Here is a 17,196-nt window from a genome sequence, read left to right as displayed (position 1 = left end):
TTTTATATTAAAGCGTACGGTCGAAGTTCAGACGTACGTTTTCGATTTCCATACCACTCTTCACGCGGCCCGGTAGTTTTGTGCGGTCTACAGTGAAGTCCTGTGCAGGCACATCATAAGTGATTTCGCGCGCAAAGTATTTCATCGTTTCTTCCATAATGATGATGGTCATCCACTCACCCGCACAACGGTGGTTCGTATGATAATCGCCGCCGCCTTGAGGAATCAGGTCGAACGGGCTGCCATCCCAGTTGTCAAAACGGTCAGGATAGAAGCGTTCTGGATCCTGCCATAAATCTTCGCGGTGCAGCGTGCCGAAAATATCAAGGACAATCATTGTGTCCTGTGGAATGCTGTAACCTTGAAAGTCAATGTCTACTTTCGCTTTTGCAGGTAAGAACGGTACGAATGGGAAATAACGTCTTAACTCCTGTGTAAATTTGTAGGCATAGTTGTTGTCATCAGCTGCAACACGTTCACGTTCACCCGGGAATTCATGCAGTGCAAGAACACCATACGCTACGAAACGGTTGATCGCCACTAATGGACGGATGACGTTCATCAAGTCAACGGCAGCAAGTCTTGAATCCATATAGTTGCCCTGGAAGTCTCTCCAGTGACTAAATGAATGTAATGCCGTTCCTACTTCAGGATGGATTTTACCCTTACGCGTCGCAATGATCTGCTTTTCAAGGAAATCTTCAACGCGCGCACGGGCTTTCTTTGCTTCGCGGTAACCTTTATAAGCAGTGCCGACTGAACCGAATGAGTCAATCATTTTGTCCATGTCCATCGCATGCTGTTCAATCTTCTCAGGCTTTTCAGTGACACCTGCCCAGCGGAAGCCGACTTTAGTCAGAAGAATGATGGATTCTTTATAAACATTCACTTTACCCATCAGCTGCATGCGTTCTGTATTCTGGTACCAGAATGTACGCGTTAATTTCCTTAAATATTCCAGGTTGTTTTCAGTCATCAATGACATGAATAAAGATTTACGGTCAAGATGGACTTTACCTGTTGTTGTATGGATCGCACCTTTACCGAACAATGTTTTGACGACACGGGGCGGTAATGTACCTTTACGTTCAATTTTGTCATTATCATAGAATAATTCTGCCGCTTCTTTACCGCTGATAATCACAGCGCGTTTACCACCAAGTACACGCGTCTCGAAAACATCGGAATTGAATTTTTTCGTGCGGTTGGAAATGTATTCATATCCTTCTTTCATGACTGTTAATGTTTTGTCTATTCCCTTATCCTTTGGAATGGGCTTGCTCATCAGAATTCCTCCTAAGTCCTTAAACTTATTACCTTCATATTATATTACTACTGATTGCTAAGTCGGTTCATTAGTTCAAATCTGCCAACTTGCCTGATATCATCCTGTAAAAATGAAGATTCACTTAATTCTACCATAACATCAGGTAAAACTGTCTTATCTTTATATGCGGAATATATAAAAAAATGATTGCCGAGCGCTACTTTCTTCAGCAGTTGGGCCTGACCGTACGTTTCCCGGCCGACGAGCCGCCCCCGGCCTGCGAAAGAGTCAGCAAGCCGCTCAGCACTACCTTTCGTCATTGCATCGACCAGCATGACGAACTCAGTGCGTGCCAGCTGTTCAGCCATCCAGTCAATCTGGTTGTCAGGAATCACGCCGTAAGCAGCGGTGAGGTCAATAAGTAAACGCTCCGCCGGTTCATGGAGATAGCGCTGCAGCATGTCAATGGAATAGACGACGACTTCCGTGTACTGGTCATGCTGGATGACGTCAAGACCTCGGTTGTCATCGTAGACATGAAGGTCAAAGTCATAATACTGGTCGCTTCTTCTGACTTTTGCACTGCTTTGTTTCCTGAGTATCGGATGCCAGTCCTGGCGTTCAGCCGGTTCATTGAACAACAGCTTCTGATAACGTTCCGCAAGGTCGCTGAGCGGGTCTCCTGATAAGGCGACGATTTCATCACCGACAACAAACTGCAGATCATCAATGACATCAGTGACAATCAGCGCGTCGTTATAGCGTCTGACACGGATACCATTTGTCCAGTAATGCTGATCTATATAATCCATCGATTTGACATTGAACTCACTTAAATACTCGACCATCAGCTGCTGAAAAGTCAGTTCATTCGGTGAGAGATTCTTGAATATCTCCTCATAATTGCTGCTGATAGTGTCATTGCTGTATCCTTCCTGCTCCAGAAGACTTCTGACCTCCCGGAATATCGTTAAATAGTTTTCCATACTGTTCCCCCTTCACACTGCTTGTTATTAATTCTTACCCATTTATGCTGTTTTTAGACGCGCGGCTACTGACGGCTCTGTTCTTTATAGCAAGTCGTCCACAGTCCCATCAATACGAGCAGTATGATGATGACGGCCAGCATGACATTATGAATGTTCGGACCGATAAGTACTACCGGCAGCACATAAATATAGCCCATAATGGTTGAACCGATGGAATTGCCGAGACTCTTAGTCAGCGTGTACAGCGACATCATGCGCTTCATCTGTTCAGGTGACGATTCCTCCTGCACGGTGATGCTGTCCTTCGTATAGACAATCCCGAAACTTGCACCGGCAAGCAGTAGACTTACGGCGGTGAAAAGCGGCACTGAACTGCCGAACAACAGCAGAATGCTGCAGAGCATCAAGCTGGTGAACGCACTTAAATAAAGCATCTTCTTCGTTCGTCCGGCTTCGATTCTATGCATATTAAAGTTGATGGTGATCCAGGCAAGTGAAATCGGGAAGATAGTCAGACCACTCTGCAGTGGTGACAGTCCCACTTCTTCCTGCAAATAGATCGGCATGTATAAGTTATAGCCCATCAGCATAATGGCATAGAGAAAATCCGTCAGAAAGACAATAATGATTGTCCGCTTGAACTCTGTCACCGGAATAAAAGGAACCCGCTGCTTTTTCTCGGCTTTAAACAGCAGCAATGCTGCAAGCAAAAAGACGATGAAACCAATACTATTGTACACAAGATGGGCGGTAGACAGCACCGTGACCATCAATGCCGCAATCATGACATAGAATAACGCAAGGCCTTTGTAGTCCAGACGGTTCTTGACCAGCACTTCATCTTCAAAATGGAATGTCCAGAGCACGAGCGCACCAGCAATGACCGCGATCGGGAGATTGATGAAAAACAGCCAGTGCCACGATGCAATCTCAAGGATCGCACCGCCCATCAACGGTCCGAGCAGACTCGCCACGCCCCATACACTGCCGACCATTCCCATGACCTTGTAGCGGAACGGAATTGGAAATGCAAGCTTCGGCACGATTTGACTGAGCGCCATTAAAATACCTGAACCAAGCCCTTGAATAAAACGGGAGATAATCAGGATAGTGAACGTGTCACTTAAGCCGGAGAACAGGCTGCCGAGTGTAAATAATATCAGACCTGTAATCGTCAAATAAATGATTTTGACCCGTGACAGCAGCTCCCCGACAATCGGATTGGCAATGACTATCGCGATGAAGTATACCGCAAAGACGAGCGAAACAGATGATTTTACATTCAGATCGTCTTTGATTGTCGGCAGCGCCAATGAAATAATCGACGTCTCAATCGCCGACATAAACATAATAAGTATCAGGGCAATAATAATCCCTGCTGATTTAAATTTCACAATATTCCTCTTTTCCACTTAAAACGCTGTTTATAGCACAGCGCTTTGTATTGTTACGACCTCTTTCTTCTATTATTTAATAGCAGCATGATGATCAGCCCGATAATCAGCAGCAGCATCGTCACCGCATCATCCAGCAGCTCGAAAGCATAGCGGCAGAAAAATAACATTAAGACATAAATAAACATGACCAGAATCTTTATATTTTTATGAGACATTTTTTCACCCGCTGACTTTCTTAGTTTACATAATATTAATATGATTATTATATCGATTAAAAAAGCACCAATCCAATGATTGGTGCTTATACGTCGTCATAATTAATCGTCTTACTTGTAAATACTTTACCATCGACTTTAATAATAAATGTCGCCCTGCCCTTCGGAGCAATCGTCATCGGTATCACGACCGTGGCATCATTGTTCATATTAAACGAATTTACTACACGGCTCTGTTTATTGTTCTTATCTTCGACATATACTTCTACTTTTTTCGCTGACGGCTGCCCGGCCTGTGCGACTTGCTGATAAGGAATGATGACTGTCTCTGTATAAGTGACATCATATCCTGCTGTCGGTTTCTCTGTTGCTGGTTCTTCCGTCGTCGGTTCTTCTGTCGTCGGTTCTTCTGTTGTCGGTTCTTCTGTTGTCGATTCTTCCGTCGTCGGTTCTTCTGTTGTCGGTTCTTCTGTTGTCGATTCTTCCGTCGCCGGTTCTTCTGTTGTCGGCTCACTGCCTTTTGACACGACAAAGTTGATGACTGTGCCGGCAGTATAGCTGCTGTCTTTATGATCCTGCGAAATAATCGCGCCGTTGTTTACAGTGTCGCTGTAATGTTCGCCGGTTACATTCACTTTAAAGCCGAGCGCTTCCAGCTCGTCTTTCGCCGCAGTGAACGGCTGCCCGGTAAAATCTGCTACTTTTATTTTTTTAAGTCCTTTAGACACGGTGAATGTCACTGTTGTATCTCCCGGTATGACTTGTTGTCCGGCATTTAAGCTCTGCGCTAAAATGATCCCGGATTCAGCTGACTCATAGACGTGCTTCACAGCGACTTTATTGAATCCTGCTTTTTCCAGAGTCTTTTTGACCGCACTGATTTTTTTACCTTTATAGTCCTGGATCTTATATTTCTTGAGTCCTTTAGACACTAAAAGGTCAACTTCTGCCATTTCCTTGAGCTTAGTGCCGGCTTTCGGTGTAGCAGTCAGCACAGTGCCGTCATCCTCTTCAGAGTATTGATAAGTGACTTTCCCTTTTCTCAAGTTCTCTTTTTCAAGCAGCGCTGTCGCTTCCGCCAGAGAATGTCTGCTGACGACTGGAACATGGCTGTACTTTGGTAGAAACATATACCAGAGTATTCCGCCCAGTGCCAGTAGAAGGAGCAGCAGCGGCATAAGCAGCAGTAACAATGGATTTCTCTTCTTCGCTGCCGGTGTATTTTCTCGTGGTTCAGGTGTCACTGCTGCTGTAACCGGCCGCACGGTTTTTCTTTTATCATCGATCACAGGAATCATCATCGTCTTATCATCGGCTACTTTAACCGGCTCTTCTTTCTCGCGTTCGGCATCCAGTACGGTCGACAGGTCAGTGTACATATCTTCCGTTGACCGGTACCGGCTGTATTTGTCTTTCATCGTTGCCTTGATGACGACGTTCTCAAGACTCTGCGGGACATCAGAACGGACAGCACGAATATCAGGCAGCGGCTCCTGAATATGCTTGATGGCGATGCTGACCGGAGAATCACCTTCATACGGCGGATGTCCGGTAAGCATCTCATAGAGCACGATACCGATTGAATAGATATCTGCTGATTCATCGGCTGCCTTTCCTTTAGCCTGTTCAGGCGGTAAGTAATGAACAGAACCCATCACGTGATTCGTCTGCGTCATCGCTGTCTCACTCAGTGCGCGGGCAATGCCGAAATCAGTGATTTTTAATTCCTTATCTTCTGTCAGCAGAATATTCTGCGGCTTAATATCTCTATGAATGATCATGTGATGATGGGCATGCCCGATGCCTCTTAAGATTTGCTTAGTAAACAAAATCGCTTCATCGACTGATAATGGCCCGTTCTCTTTGATGTATTCTGATAGTGTCGGCCCTTCAATGAACTCCATGATCAAATAATAATGATGGTCATCTTCATCCACATCGATGACCTGTACAATATTAGGATGAGATAACGACGTGGCATTCTGTACTTCCCGTTCAAACCTCTGGACAGCACGTTCCTTGTCATTAGGTGGAATATTGATAATTTTTACAGCTGCCCGCCGGTTGAGAATGATGTCTTCTGCTAAGTAGACATTGCTCATGCCACCGCCACCGATATAGCGGATTAATTTGTAACGCTCACTGATGATCGTTCCAAGCATTAACGGACACCCCCAAAATCACCTATCACAAATGAGACATTGTCATTCACATCAGAGGACAAGGCAAGGTCGATCAGCTTTTCGCCGATTGTCTCCAGCTCACCTTCTTCATTGAATACATGATGGATGACCTGCTCATCTACATAATCCGTCAGGCCGTCTGATGTCAGCAGAATTTTATCGTAATGCTTTGTCTCATAAGTAAATATATCAGGATGCAACCGTTTATCACTGCCGACGACTTTAGTGATAATATGACGCTGCGGATGGCGGGCTGCCTCTTCTTTTGACAGTTCTCCGGCCATGACAAGATGATTGACGAATGTATGGTCATTGGTCACTTGTCTGAATTCCCGTTCATTGACGAAATAAGCCCTGGAATCACCGACATTCGCAATGACAGCTTTGTCATCATACAGCAGCGCCGCTACGATCGTCGTTCCCATGCCCTGGTTCTCATCATCCTGATGCGCCAGCTGATATAACTGACGGTTAATGTCTGAGATATTGGATTTCAGCCAGTTCTCTGCCTGATGGTCCTCGATATAATTCTCTTCCTGAAAACGCTCTTTCATGCGGGCAGTGACAAAGCTGCTCGCCACGTCTCCTGCATTATGTCCGCCCATTCCATCACATATGAGTAACAAAACCTGTCCCGTATGATTTTTAAAGACGCCGCCTGCATCTTCGTTACGCGTCCGTGTCCTGCCTATATCCGTAAAAAAACGTGCATCCATTTATGCTACCTCGTTTCTTCCTGTCTTTCTTTAGCTCTCAGCTGCCCACATGCAGCGTCTATATCAGAACCATGTTCCCGTCTAATTGTAGCATTAATCCCATGTCTTTTTAATTCTTTTTCGAACTTGAAGATGTCTTCTTTCGATGTACGGACGTAATCGCGTTCCGGCACATGGTTCACTGGAATCAGATTGACGTGGCAGTTTAAGTGCTTGATTAATTTCGCCAGTTCCCGAGCGTGGTGCACTTGATCATTGACACCGCCAAACAGACCGTATTCGAAAGTGACACGGCGCCCTGTCTTCTCAGTGTAATATTCAATTGCCGGCATTAATTTATCCAGATTATAAGCCCGGTTGATCGGCATTAAGCGTGAACGGACATCATTATCTGCGGCATGAAGGCTCAGCGCAAAGTTAATCTGCAGGTCTTCATCAGCAAAGTCATAAATACGAGGGACGACGCCGGACGTTGAGACGGTGATATGACGTGCACCGATATTCAGTCCATCATTATGATTGATGATTTTCAGGAAATCCATCATCTCGTCATAGTTTTCAAACGGTTCACCGATACCCATGATGACGACATGGCTCACACGTTCTTCTGTTAAATCAAGCGCCTGCTGCACGTTCAGCACTTGAGCGACGATTTCACCCGCTTCCAGATTTCGTTTCAAGCCGCCGAGCGTACTGGCACAGAACGTACAGCCGATGCGGCAGCCGACCTGTGTCGTCACGCAGACAGAGTTCCCGTAGTCGTGACGCATCAACACTGTTTCAATCGTATAACCGTCCTGCAGCTCATAGAGAAACTTGATGGTGCCGTCTTTACTTTCCTGTTTGACGACAGTCTTCAAGGTGGTAATAGAGAACTGCTCCTCCAGCAGCTGACGAAGCTCCTTTGATAAGTTGCTCATCTCTTCAAATGAAGTGATGCGTTTAACATATAACCAGTCGAATATCTGCTTCGCCCGGAATCCCTGCTGCTTGTTATCAGCGAGCCACTCTTTTAATTCATGTAATTGTAATGAATAGATTGAGGGCTTGTCGAAGTTCGGCATGAATTTATTTCTCTTCTTTTCTAATAATGCCATTATGACACGTCCTTTCTTCTGAGTTTCGCAATGAAGAATCCATCCGCATTAAAATCATGCGGCAGAATCTGCAATGTTTTATGTGTTTCATCACCAAGCACAATCGGCTCAATGGCAAAGTCTTTGTTCTGTTTAATGAATGAGTAGACTACGTTCTCATTTTCCATCTGTTCAATCGTACAAGTTGAATAAATGAGCAGTCCACCGGGTTTCACACTTGCTGCGGCATTCGCTAAAATATCAAGCTGCAGCGGCCAGAGCTGGTCGATATCTTTCTGAGATTTCTCGTATTTAATCTCCGGCTTGCGCTTTGCGACGCCGAGTCCGCTGCACGGTGCATCGACCAGCACTTTATCATACTGTCTGTCAAACGGCGCACGGGCATCGTGCAGACCGACCTCCACATTCGTCAGCCGCAGCTTGCGCAGATTGAAGTCAATCAGTTCGAGCTTATGCTCATGAATGTCGAAGGCATCAATGTGACCCGTGTTATTCAGGCGCTCCGCCATATGACACGTCTTGCCGCCCGGTGCACTGCATGTATCAAGGATGGTCTCACCCGGCTGCGGATCCATAATATGCGCCACAAGCATGGATGACGCGTCCTGAATGCTGACCAGACCATCTTTGAAGAGCCGTGTCTGCACGATCGGCGGCCCTTCGATGAACAGACATTCCGGTACAATCGTTGACTGCTTCACTGTATAGCCCTCTGCTTCCAGCCGGTTCACTGCAGCTTCCACTGTCAGTCGAGTCGTATTGACACGGATGCTTGTATCCGGACGTTCCAGCAGATTGTCACAGATTTTCTTTGTCACTTCCAGCCCAAAATGCGTCTTCCAGTGCTTGACGAGCCAGAGCGGTGTACTTGTTTCAACACTGATTCTTTTCAGTTCATCTTTAATCTCGCTGAACTCCCGGAGCGGTGTCCGCTGGAAGTTACGGAGAATCGCATTTACTGCATTAGCACCGGCAACAGAGCCGCGGCGCTTTGTGATTTCGACTGCTTCATTGATGATGGCGTGGTCCGGTATTTTAGTCAAGTAGACCGCCTGATAGACGCTCATCATCAACAGGCGGCGCATCCACCCTTTAATGTTCGTCTTGATGAACGGCTCTAAATAGAATTCGAGTGTGAGCTTATGCTGCAGTGTCCCGTAGACGATTTCTGTCAACAGCGCACGGTCCTGCACTTCAACGTCTCCTGACTTGATAGCCTCATTGATCAGCAGATTGCTGTATCCGCCTTCTGTCAGTACTTTATCCAGTATGTTCAGTGCAGTCAGTCTTACATTATTATCCTTCATTGAATACCGTCCCCGTTAAGTCTTTCTGCTGGCCGGCTGCAAAGCTTGCAGCAGTCATCCGTTTCTTACCGGCCGGCTGGATTTCTTTCAGCAGCACGGCTCCATCTGCCGTCGCTACTGTAATACCCTCTTTATCTGTGCTGATGATCGTACCGGGTGCACCACTGCCGTCAGTAAGTTCGGCCTGCCAGAGCTTCATCGGTCTGCCGTCAAAGTTCGCGTAACCGACCGGCCATGGCGACAGCCCTCTGATCTGGTTATGAACAGCGCGTGACGGCCGGTTGAAATCCACGTACTCGTCCGCCCGCGAAATATTAGAGGCAAATGTGACCTGCGACTCATCCTGCGGCGTCCGTGTGTTCGTCCCGTTAATAATAGAAGGAAGTGTCTCCAGCAGCAGCTCAACACCTAACTGCGACAGCTTGTCATGGACAGTGCCGACTGTATCATTCAGTTCAATAGGAAGCGCACGCTGTGTGATCACATCCCCGGCATCCAGCTGCTTCACCATATACATGATGGAGACGCCGGTCTCCTGCTCACCGTTAATGACTGAGTAGTGAATCGGCGCACCGCCGCGGTATTTCGGCAGCAGGCTCGCATGGACATTAATACAGCCTAATGCCGGCGCGTTGAGCAGCCGCTCAGGTAACAGCTGGCCGTAAGCCGCAGTGACAATCAAATCCGGCTGAAGCGCAATAATCGCGTCCAGTTCTTCTGAACCGGAAAGCTTTACCGGCTGATAGACCGGAATGCCCAGCTGCTGTGCCGTCACTTTGACCGGTGGAGGGGTCATTATTTTTTTGCGGCCGACTGGTTTGTCAGGCTGTGTCACTACTGCTGTTACGTTGTAATCATGCGCTAAGCGCTCAAGTATCGGGCTCGAGAAATCAGGCGTCCCCATGAATATGATCTTCGTCATCGCTATACATCTCCTCCAGTTCTTCCAGACTAATCTGTCTGATCATCTTTTCTGTAAACAGCTTGCCGTATAAATGGTCGACTTCGTGCTGGATAGCCCGCGCGACATCATCAAATGCCGTCATTTCAATGGGTCTTCCTGACAAGTCCTGGCCCTTCAGTTCAATCTTCACGCTGCGCGCCACTTCACCGAATATATCCGGCAGGCTGAGACATCCTTCGATATCTACTGCTGTCTCCGTCGAATAGTGGGTGATCACAGGATTGATTAACTGCAGTATCCCGTCTTCCTCCATATCTACAAGCGCGACTTTTAGGTCGACGCCGATCTGCGGTGCTGCTATCCCGACACCGTCCGCCTCAAACATCGTATCTTCAAGGTCCATGAGCAGCTCACGCAGTGAGTGATCGAATTTTGTTACGTCCTTCACTTCTCTATGCAGCAATGGACTGCTGCCTTCGATTAATGGTCTTATCGCCATCGTTATTCCCCGTTTCTTCTCGTTCTTCTTTATCTGATACAATCATAATAGTATAAATGATGTAGACTGTGAATAGCAAGGCATTGAGCAGAATAAAAGCTGCCGGCAGTCACGCGAGCAGCTCTTTTGAATTCTTATAATGGTTAATATATTAGCACAAAAAGTGTACTTTGTCACTTAAGCAAACTTACATCATCGTCTGTGGATTGATGTCGATGCTTAACGAAAATTTATCTTTTACAAACTGCTCATAATAATAATCATCAAGGTAAGTGAGTGCCTTTAACAGCTCTGGTTCAGCCTTGAACTTGATGATGATCTGGAATCTGTACTGGTTATTGATCCGTCCGATAGCACACGGCGCCGGACCGAGAACAAAGCTGCCCGGTGTTAAATGCTGCAGCAGCACATCATGGATATGTCTGCTTTCAAGCAGCACCCGCTTCATCTCGCTGTGGCTGAACACAAGATTGACTAAATAGAAGTACGGCGGATATTTGCCGACTTTCCTGAACTGCATCTCCTGGGTGTAGAAGCCGGAGAAATCATTGTTTTTCGCATGCTCGATCGCATAATGGTCGGGGTTATAAGTCTGGATGATCACATGCCCTTCCTTCTCCGCACGGCCTGCGCGGCCCGCGACCTGTGTCAGCAGCTGATACGTGCGCTCAGCAGACCTGAAGTCCGGCAGATTAAGCATTGTATCTGCATTCAGCACACCGACCAGTGTAATATTCGGGAAATCAAGCCCTTTCGCGATCATCTGTGTGCCGAGCAGAATATTCGCTTCCCCGTTTTTAAACTGAGTGAGCAGCCGTTCATGTGCCCCCTTGCGGGACGTCGTATCATTATCCATCCGGATGACTTTCGCCCCGTCGAAGTGCTGATAGATCAATTCCTCGACTTTCTGTGTGCCGACACCCATCTCACGAATGTGGTCACTGTCACAGTTCGGACATGTCAGCACTTTCGGTTCCTTGTAACCGCAGTAATGACATTTTAAGTCATCGGTCACTTTATGGTAAGTCAAACTGATATCGCAGTTCGGACATTGCGGCACATAGCCGCAGTCGCGGCACAGCATAAACTGCGCATGTCCTCTACGATTTAAGAACAGCACAATCTGCTCACCCTTTTGTATGCGGTCATTGATTGCTGCAGTCAATGTCTCGGAAAACATCGAGCGGTTGCCTGCTGCGAGTTCATCGCGCATGTTGATGACCTCGACTGACGGCACCGGGAACTGGTTCGCCCGTTCCTTGATCGTCAGCAGTGTATACACACCTTTTTCAGCGCGCGCATAGCTTTCTAATGATGGTGTTGCACTGCCAAGAATGACAGGGCAATGATTGTACGCTGCACGCCACTGGGCGATGTCTCGCGCATGGTAACGCGGATAATCCGCCTGCTTGTAGCTCGCTTCGTGCTCTTCGTCGATAATGATGAGTCCAAGGTTCGTGAACGGCGCAAAGATGCTTGAGCGGGCGCCGACAGAGACGCGCGCTTCCCCGCTTCTGATTTTCCGCCATTCATCATAACGTTCTCCTGCGCTCAGTCCCGAATGCAGCACCGCGACCTCATCGCCGAACCGCGCCTTAAACCGCTCAACCATCTGCGGTGTCAGTGCGATTTCAGGCACAAGCATCAGCGCAGTCATGCCTTTATCCAAAACATCAGAGATTGCCTGCAGATAAACTTCCGTCTTGCCGCTGCCGGTTATACCGTGCAGCAGAAACACGTCGTTTCTTTCAGCGTCCACTGCCGCTTTAATGGCATGATAGGCGGTCTCCTGTTCTGCTCTCAGTACTTTTCTGTCATCTGCAAAGAACACCCGGTCTTTGTAAGGGTCTCTTGTCTCTTCAATTTCAATCTTTTTCAGAATTCCTTTACTCACGACACCATTGATGACCGCTGCCGAATAGTCCATCTCCTTCAGTTCCTTCAAAGTGATGGTGCGGCGGTCGGCCACTAATTCAACAAGCGACTTCTGCTTGTCCGTCCTCAGCATGGCAAGCGCCCTATCTATGTCGCCGGATAGCGTGACAGCCTTCTGCATTTTAATGCGCTGCTGCTGGCTGACATCAATATCCTCGATCACCTGGCCGGTTGCAATGAACGGCTCAAGCGTCATCACTTCTTCAAGCGCGCAGTCGCCGATCTTCCGTATCCCCTGTTTGTTGAACAGCTGTTTCACTTCATTCGGGATATCGTCAGCCATCAGCCGGTACACTTTCTGATATTTCCCTTTCACCGCGTTCGGCAGCATGACATCCAGCACCGCAATGCGCTTAGCGATATGCGTCTCCTGCATCCATGCGCTCAGTTCGATGAGTTCGGCATTGAGTTCCGGTGTCACATCCTGTATACAATGGATCGCTTTCAGCGGCTTTGCTGATTCACCTGTCACCAGTTCAATAATGTACCCTTGAATCTTTCTCGGGCCGAACGGTACGACGACACGCATGCCGACAGCGATGACTGCCTCCAGTTCGCCGGGCACCGCATAGTCAAACAGTTTGTCCACTCGTTTTGCATTGACATCCACTACTACTTTAGCGTACATGATCATCCTTCTTTAGCGCTGTCAATATTTCGTGGGCGACATCGAGTTTCGGCATCTTCTCGATGACGCGCGTACTGCCGTCCTTAAAGAACAGCTGAACGGCATTATCAGCCGACTTAAACCCAATGGACGTGTCACCGACATTATTGGCGACAATCACATCAGCATTCTTCTTCTTCAGCTTGTCTTTAGCATACTTCTCGATCTGCTCGGTCTCCGCCGCGAAGCCGACAAGATATTGATGCGTCTTATGTTCGCCTAAATAGTTCAGAATATCAGTCGTCCGCTTGAATGACAGTTCGAGATTCCCTTCCTGTTTCTTCAGCTTACCTTCAAGGCGTGATTCAGGCGTATAATCAGCGACAGCGGCAGCCTTGATGATGATGTCCTGACTGTCCATCCGTGATTTCACTGCTTCAAACATGTCCTCAGCACTCTCCACATTAACGACACGCACGCCTTTTGGCGGTGTCAGTTGAACCGGGCCGCTCACTAAAGTCACATCAGCCCCGCGGGAAGCAGCGGCTTCCGCAAGCGCGTAACCCATGCGGCCGGTCGAATGATTAGTCATATATCTGACCGCATCCAGCCGCTCGATAGTCGGCCCGGCAGTAACCAGCAGACGTCTGCCCGCATAATCCTGAAGATAACGCTGCCCTATGATAAACGTCTCGATCGACTGAATGATTTCAAGCGGTTCAGCCATACGTCCTTCAGCAATATAGCCGCATGCCAGAAAGCCGCTGTTCGGATCAATGACATGATAGTTCATCTCACGGAGCAGTGCCATGTTGCGCTGCACGGCCTGGTTTCTATACATATTGCTGTTCATGGCCGGGGCGATGAACGTCGGTTTTGTCGATGCGATAAGCGTTGTTGTCACCATATTATCAGCGATGCCGTGTGCCAGCCTGCCGATCGTTGATGCTGTCGCCGGGGCGACGATATTGATGTCCGCCCAGTCCGCAAGATCGATATGTTTAACAACCTCTGGATTCGTCTCATCAAATAAGTCCGTATGCACTTCATGGCGGCTCAACGCTTGAAACGGCAGCGGTGTCACGAATTTCTGTGCTGATTGTGTCATCAGGACTTTGACTTCGTGACCTGCCTGCACGAGTTTGCTCGTTAAATCAATCGCCTTATAGACAGCGATACCACCAGTCACACTCAGTAATATTTTCATTGTTTCCTCCTATAAAAAATCTGACAAACAAGTTTGCCAGATGAACGTTCAGATGATTGTATCCTCTATTATTATAATACGTGATGGACAATGATGCCACATGTTAGAATTCTGTGAATCACCGGCCAAGAGAAAAATAAAACGAAGTGCCGGCAGCACTTCGTTGCTAAAAAGCGTCGCATCAGACGAACGCTTCAACTATTCTTCGATAATGTGGATTTTACCCTGGGCGATCTCTTCCAATGACTGGCCGACCGGTTTGTAGGACGTGTAACGTTCCAGCAAGTTTGAATCAGGATTGTCCTGTAATTCACGGGCGCGTTTTGCTGCCAGTGTAACAACCAAATATTTTGAATTTACATTCTCTTTAATTTTATCTAATGGTGGGTATAACATTATTTTTTTGCCTCCAATAACATTTTTCTGAATCTCGCTTCAATACGCTCACGCTTTAAATGCTCCGCTTCTACGATAGTCTGGATTTTACGCTTCGCTTCCAGCACTTCATCATTCACGACGACATAGTCATACAGGTTCATCATTTCCACTTCTTTTCTCGCTTCTGAAATTCTGTAGGCGATAACGTCCGCAGATTCTGTGCCGCGTCCGATCAATCGTTCCTCCAGATGCGCAAGTGTCGGCGGTGCCAGGAAGATAAACAATGCTTCAGGAAACTTCCGGCGGACCTGCTTTGCTCCTTCTACTTCAATTTCAAGGAAGACATCTTTGCCGGCATCCATCGTATCTCTTACATATTGAACAGGAGTCCCGTAATAATTGCCGACGTACTCAGCATATTCGATGAATTCATCTTCTTCAATGAGTGCTTCAAATGTTTCGCGTGATTTGAAGAAATAATCCACACCATCTGTTTCTCCTATTCTCATCTTGCGGGTAGTCATTGAAATAGAATATTCAAAGTCCGTTGTAGGATCATCGAATATCGCTTTTCGAACTGTACCTTTACCTACACCTGAGGGGCCGGATAAAACAATGAGCAATCCTTTTTCAGTATCCATTGCGACGACCTTTCTACTTAAAAATTCGTTATAACTTAATTTATCATAAATTCCGCCAAAAATACATGTTTCCATAAATTATTCATCTTTAATGTTTCGTCTGATGAATCATGATACACTATAATAATGATAAATGAGGTGAATGAATAATGGCTTTTGATGGATTATTTACAGGAAAGATGATGGCTGAACTAGCCTTTTTAACCGGCGGCCGAATTAACCGGGTGACGCAGCCCGACCACCAGACCATCATTATGACAGTGAGAGCAGACAGAAAGAATCAGCAGTTCCTTATATCCGGGCATCCGAATTTCGCCCGCTTTCAGCTGACTGAGAAGAAATATGCCAATCCGTTCGATCCGCCGATGTTCCTCCGGGTGCTCAGAAAGCATTTAGAAGGCGGCATTATTAGAGCGCTCTCGCAGCAGGGAAATGACCGGATTGTCACGATTGACTTCGATAACACCGATGAGATCGGCGACCCTGTCAAACGCAAACTTATCATCGAACTGATGGGTAAGCACAGCAATGTCATACTGACGGATGCGCAGTTCAAGATTTTAGAGAGCATGAAACATTTGACGCCGAACACCAATGCCGCACGCACCATCATGCCCGGCTTCACATACGAGGAGCCGCCGACCGTAAAAAAACATAATCCGTTTGAGCTCGAGCGCGTTACGCCGCTGCTGACAGGTGAACTGCCGGCACGAAAGCAGCTGCTGAATGCACTCGAAGGATTCAGCCCGCTTGCTGTCGATGAAATGCTGACGCTTGATGACGATATGGATGAAGCGTTCCGCAGCTTTAAAGCGCGTATGGATAACGTCCAGCCGGTCTATTACACACACGGCCCGAAAGAATACTTTTACTTTATGCCGCTTGAGACACTCGGCGAACCCGTCAAGTCGTTCGAGACGTTGTCATTACTGCTTGATGACTATTACAACGAGCGCGGCGAACGCGAACGCATCAAGTCAAAAAGCGTGGATTTAAGCCGTCATATCACGCAGCTGCTGCATAAGGACGAGAAAAAACTCGCCAAACTGGTGAACGAACTGGAAGAAGCGGAACATACAGATGAGATCAAACTCTACGGTGAACTGATCACTGCCAACATGTATCAGCTGAAGCAGGGCTTAAGTGAATTTGCGGCACTGAATTACTATACGAACGAGATGGTCACCATCCCGCTTGACCCGCGGAAGTCTCCTGCTGAAAACGCCCAGTACTACTACAAGCAGTACAACAAAATGAAGACGCGTAAAGGCCATGCGCTGACGCAGATCGAAGAAACGAAACAGGAGATCGCTTATCTTGAGACACTGGAAGCACAGCTTGCCTATATTTCCTATGAAGATATTGAAGGCATCCGTGAAGAACTGCAGGAGCAGGGTCTGATGAAAAAGCGCCAGAAGACGAAGGCTAACAAGAAGCAGACCATTCAGCTGGAACAATACCAGTCTGCAGACGGCACACCGATTCTGGTCGGTAAGAACAACATACAGAATGACTATTTGACCAACAAAGTCGCACGAAAAGACCATACTTGGCTGCATACAAAGGATATTCCGGGCTCACACGTCGTCATCCAGGCGAAAGCACCGTCTGAAGCAACTATCAAAGAGGCAGCCGTTATCGCCAGCTACTTCTCGAAAGCAAGCCAGTCCGCTCAAGTACCGGTTGACTTCACGCTGATCAAACATGTCCATAAACCAAGCGGCGCTAAGCCGGGGTTTGTCACTTACACCGACCAGTCGACCGTCTATGCGACACCTGACAAGGCTCAAGTCGAGCAGATGAGAGTGAAAGATTAAGTGAATCAGACAAAAAAAGAAGCCGGCCGGCTTCTTT

15 protein-coding genes are annotated in these 17,196 nt (G+C 47.3%); 1 reads left to right on the top strand and 14 read right to left on the bottom strand.

Annotated features, from left to right (window positions below; translation table 11 throughout):
- Nucleotides 1-7 precede the first annotated feature (7 nt).
- From KFV11_RS04440 to gmk, 14 genes are all read right to left on the bottom strand, one after another.
- Nucleotides 8-1,285, bottom strand: a complete 1,278-nt coding sequence (locus KFV11_RS04440) for a cytochrome P450 (protein ID WP_149458302.1) — start codon at nucleotides 1,283-1,285, stop codon at nucleotides 8-10.
- 47 nt (nucleotides 1,286-1,332) lie between these two features.
- Nucleotides 1,333-2,253 (bottom strand): hypothetical protein, encoded by a 921-nt coding sequence (locus KFV11_RS04435; protein ID WP_254250441.1) that lies wholly within the window; start codon nucleotides 2,251-2,253, stop codon nucleotides 1,333-1,335.
- 65 nt (nucleotides 2,254-2,318) lie between these two features.
- Nucleotides 2,319-3,650, bottom strand: coding sequence for a multidrug efflux MFS transporter SdrM (gene sdrM, locus KFV11_RS04430; protein WP_254250440.1), 1,332 nt, complete (start codon nucleotides 3,648-3,650; stop codon nucleotides 2,319-2,321).
- Between the two features lie 53 nt (nucleotides 3,651-3,703).
- Complete coding sequence (locus tag KFV11_RS04425) at nucleotides 3,704-3,868, bottom strand: hypothetical protein (protein ID WP_254250439.1); 165 nt, start codon at nucleotides 3,866-3,868, stop codon at nucleotides 3,704-3,706.
- Nucleotides 3,869-3,954: 86 nt separating this feature from the next.
- Entirely contained in the window at nucleotides 3,955-6,030 is a 2,076-nt protein-coding gene (gene pknB, locus KFV11_RS04420) for a Stk1 family PASTA domain-containing Ser/Thr kinase (protein ID WP_254250438.1), read from the bottom strand.
- Nucleotides 6,030-6,767, bottom strand: a complete 738-nt coding sequence (locus KFV11_RS04415; protein WP_149458298.1) for a Stp1/IreP family PP2C-type Ser/Thr phosphatase — start codon at nucleotides 6,765-6,767, stop codon at nucleotides 6,030-6,032. The genes pknB and KFV11_RS04415 overlap by 1 nt, the downstream gene beginning before the upstream one ends.
- A 5-nt stretch (nucleotides 6,768-6,772) precedes the next feature.
- The gene (gene rlmN, locus KFV11_RS04410) at nucleotides 6,773-7,864 is read right to left on the bottom strand and encodes a dual-specificity RNA methyltransferase RlmN (RefSeq protein WP_425463244.1); all 1,092 of its coding nucleotides are present in this window, start codon (nucleotides 7,862-7,864) and stop codon (nucleotides 6,773-6,775) included.
- Entirely contained in the window at nucleotides 7,864-9,171 is a 1,308-nt protein-coding gene (gene rsmB, locus KFV11_RS04405) for a 16S rRNA (cytosine(967)-C(5))-methyltransferase RsmB (protein WP_149458296.1), read from the bottom strand. Before rsmB ends, rlmN begins: the two co-directional genes overlap by 1 nt.
- Entirely contained in the window at nucleotides 9,161-10,093 is a 933-nt protein-coding gene (fmt, locus tag KFV11_RS04400; RefSeq protein WP_149458295.1) for a methionyl-tRNA formyltransferase, read from the bottom strand. Before fmt ends, rsmB begins: the two co-directional genes overlap by 11 nt.
- Nucleotides 10,062-10,574 carry a peptide deformylase gene (def, locus tag KFV11_RS04395; RefSeq protein WP_149458294.1) on the bottom strand — a complete coding sequence of 171 codons (513 nt, stop codon included), beginning with the start codon at nucleotides 10,572-10,574 and terminating at the stop codon, nucleotides 10,062-10,064. Before def ends, fmt begins: the two co-directional genes overlap by 32 nt.
- Nucleotides 10,575-10,761: 187 nt before the next feature.
- Nucleotides 10,762-13,137 carry a primosomal protein N' gene (priA, locus tag KFV11_RS04390; RefSeq protein WP_254250437.1) on the bottom strand — a complete coding sequence of 792 codons (2,376 nt, stop codon included), beginning with the start codon at nucleotides 13,135-13,137 and terminating at the stop codon, nucleotides 10,762-10,764.
- A complete protein-coding gene (gene coaBC, locus KFV11_RS04385; RefSeq protein WP_254250436.1) occupies nucleotides 13,127-14,323 on the bottom strand; it encodes a bifunctional phosphopantothenoylcysteine decarboxylase/phosphopantothenate--cysteine ligase CoaBC in 1,197 nt (398 codons plus the stop codon). The genes priA and coaBC overlap by 11 nt, the downstream gene beginning before the upstream one ends.
- A 198-nt stretch (nucleotides 14,324-14,521) precedes the next feature.
- Nucleotides 14,522-14,719: a DNA-directed RNA polymerase subunit omega gene (gene rpoZ / locus KFV11_RS04380; protein WP_149458291.1), complete on the bottom strand. Its 198-nt coding sequence runs from the start codon at nucleotides 14,717-14,719 to the stop codon at nucleotides 14,522-14,524.
- On the bottom strand, nucleotides 14,719-15,342 hold the full coding sequence (gene gmk, locus KFV11_RS04375; RefSeq protein ID WP_149458290.1) for a guanylate kinase: 624 nt from the start codon (nucleotides 15,340-15,342) through the stop codon (nucleotides 14,719-14,721). The genes rpoZ and gmk overlap by 1 nt, the downstream gene beginning before the upstream one ends.
- Nucleotides 15,343-15,491: 149 nt before the next feature.
- Here gmk and KFV11_RS04370 point away from each other — a divergent pair, with 149 nt between their 5' ends.
- On the top strand, nucleotides 15,492-17,159 hold the full coding sequence (locus KFV11_RS04370) for an Rqc2 family fibronectin-binding protein (RefSeq protein WP_254250435.1): 1,668 nt from the start codon (nucleotides 15,492-15,494) through the stop codon (nucleotides 17,157-17,159).
- Nucleotides 17,160-17,196 lie beyond the last annotated feature (37 nt).

It is taken from the genome of Macrococcus equipercicus, assembly GCF_024205945.1.
Classification (GTDB): domain Bacteria; phylum Bacillota; class Bacilli; order Staphylococcales; family Staphylococcaceae; genus Macrococcus; species Macrococcus equipercicus.
This window is presented reverse-complemented; position numbering and strand designations above follow the sequence as displayed.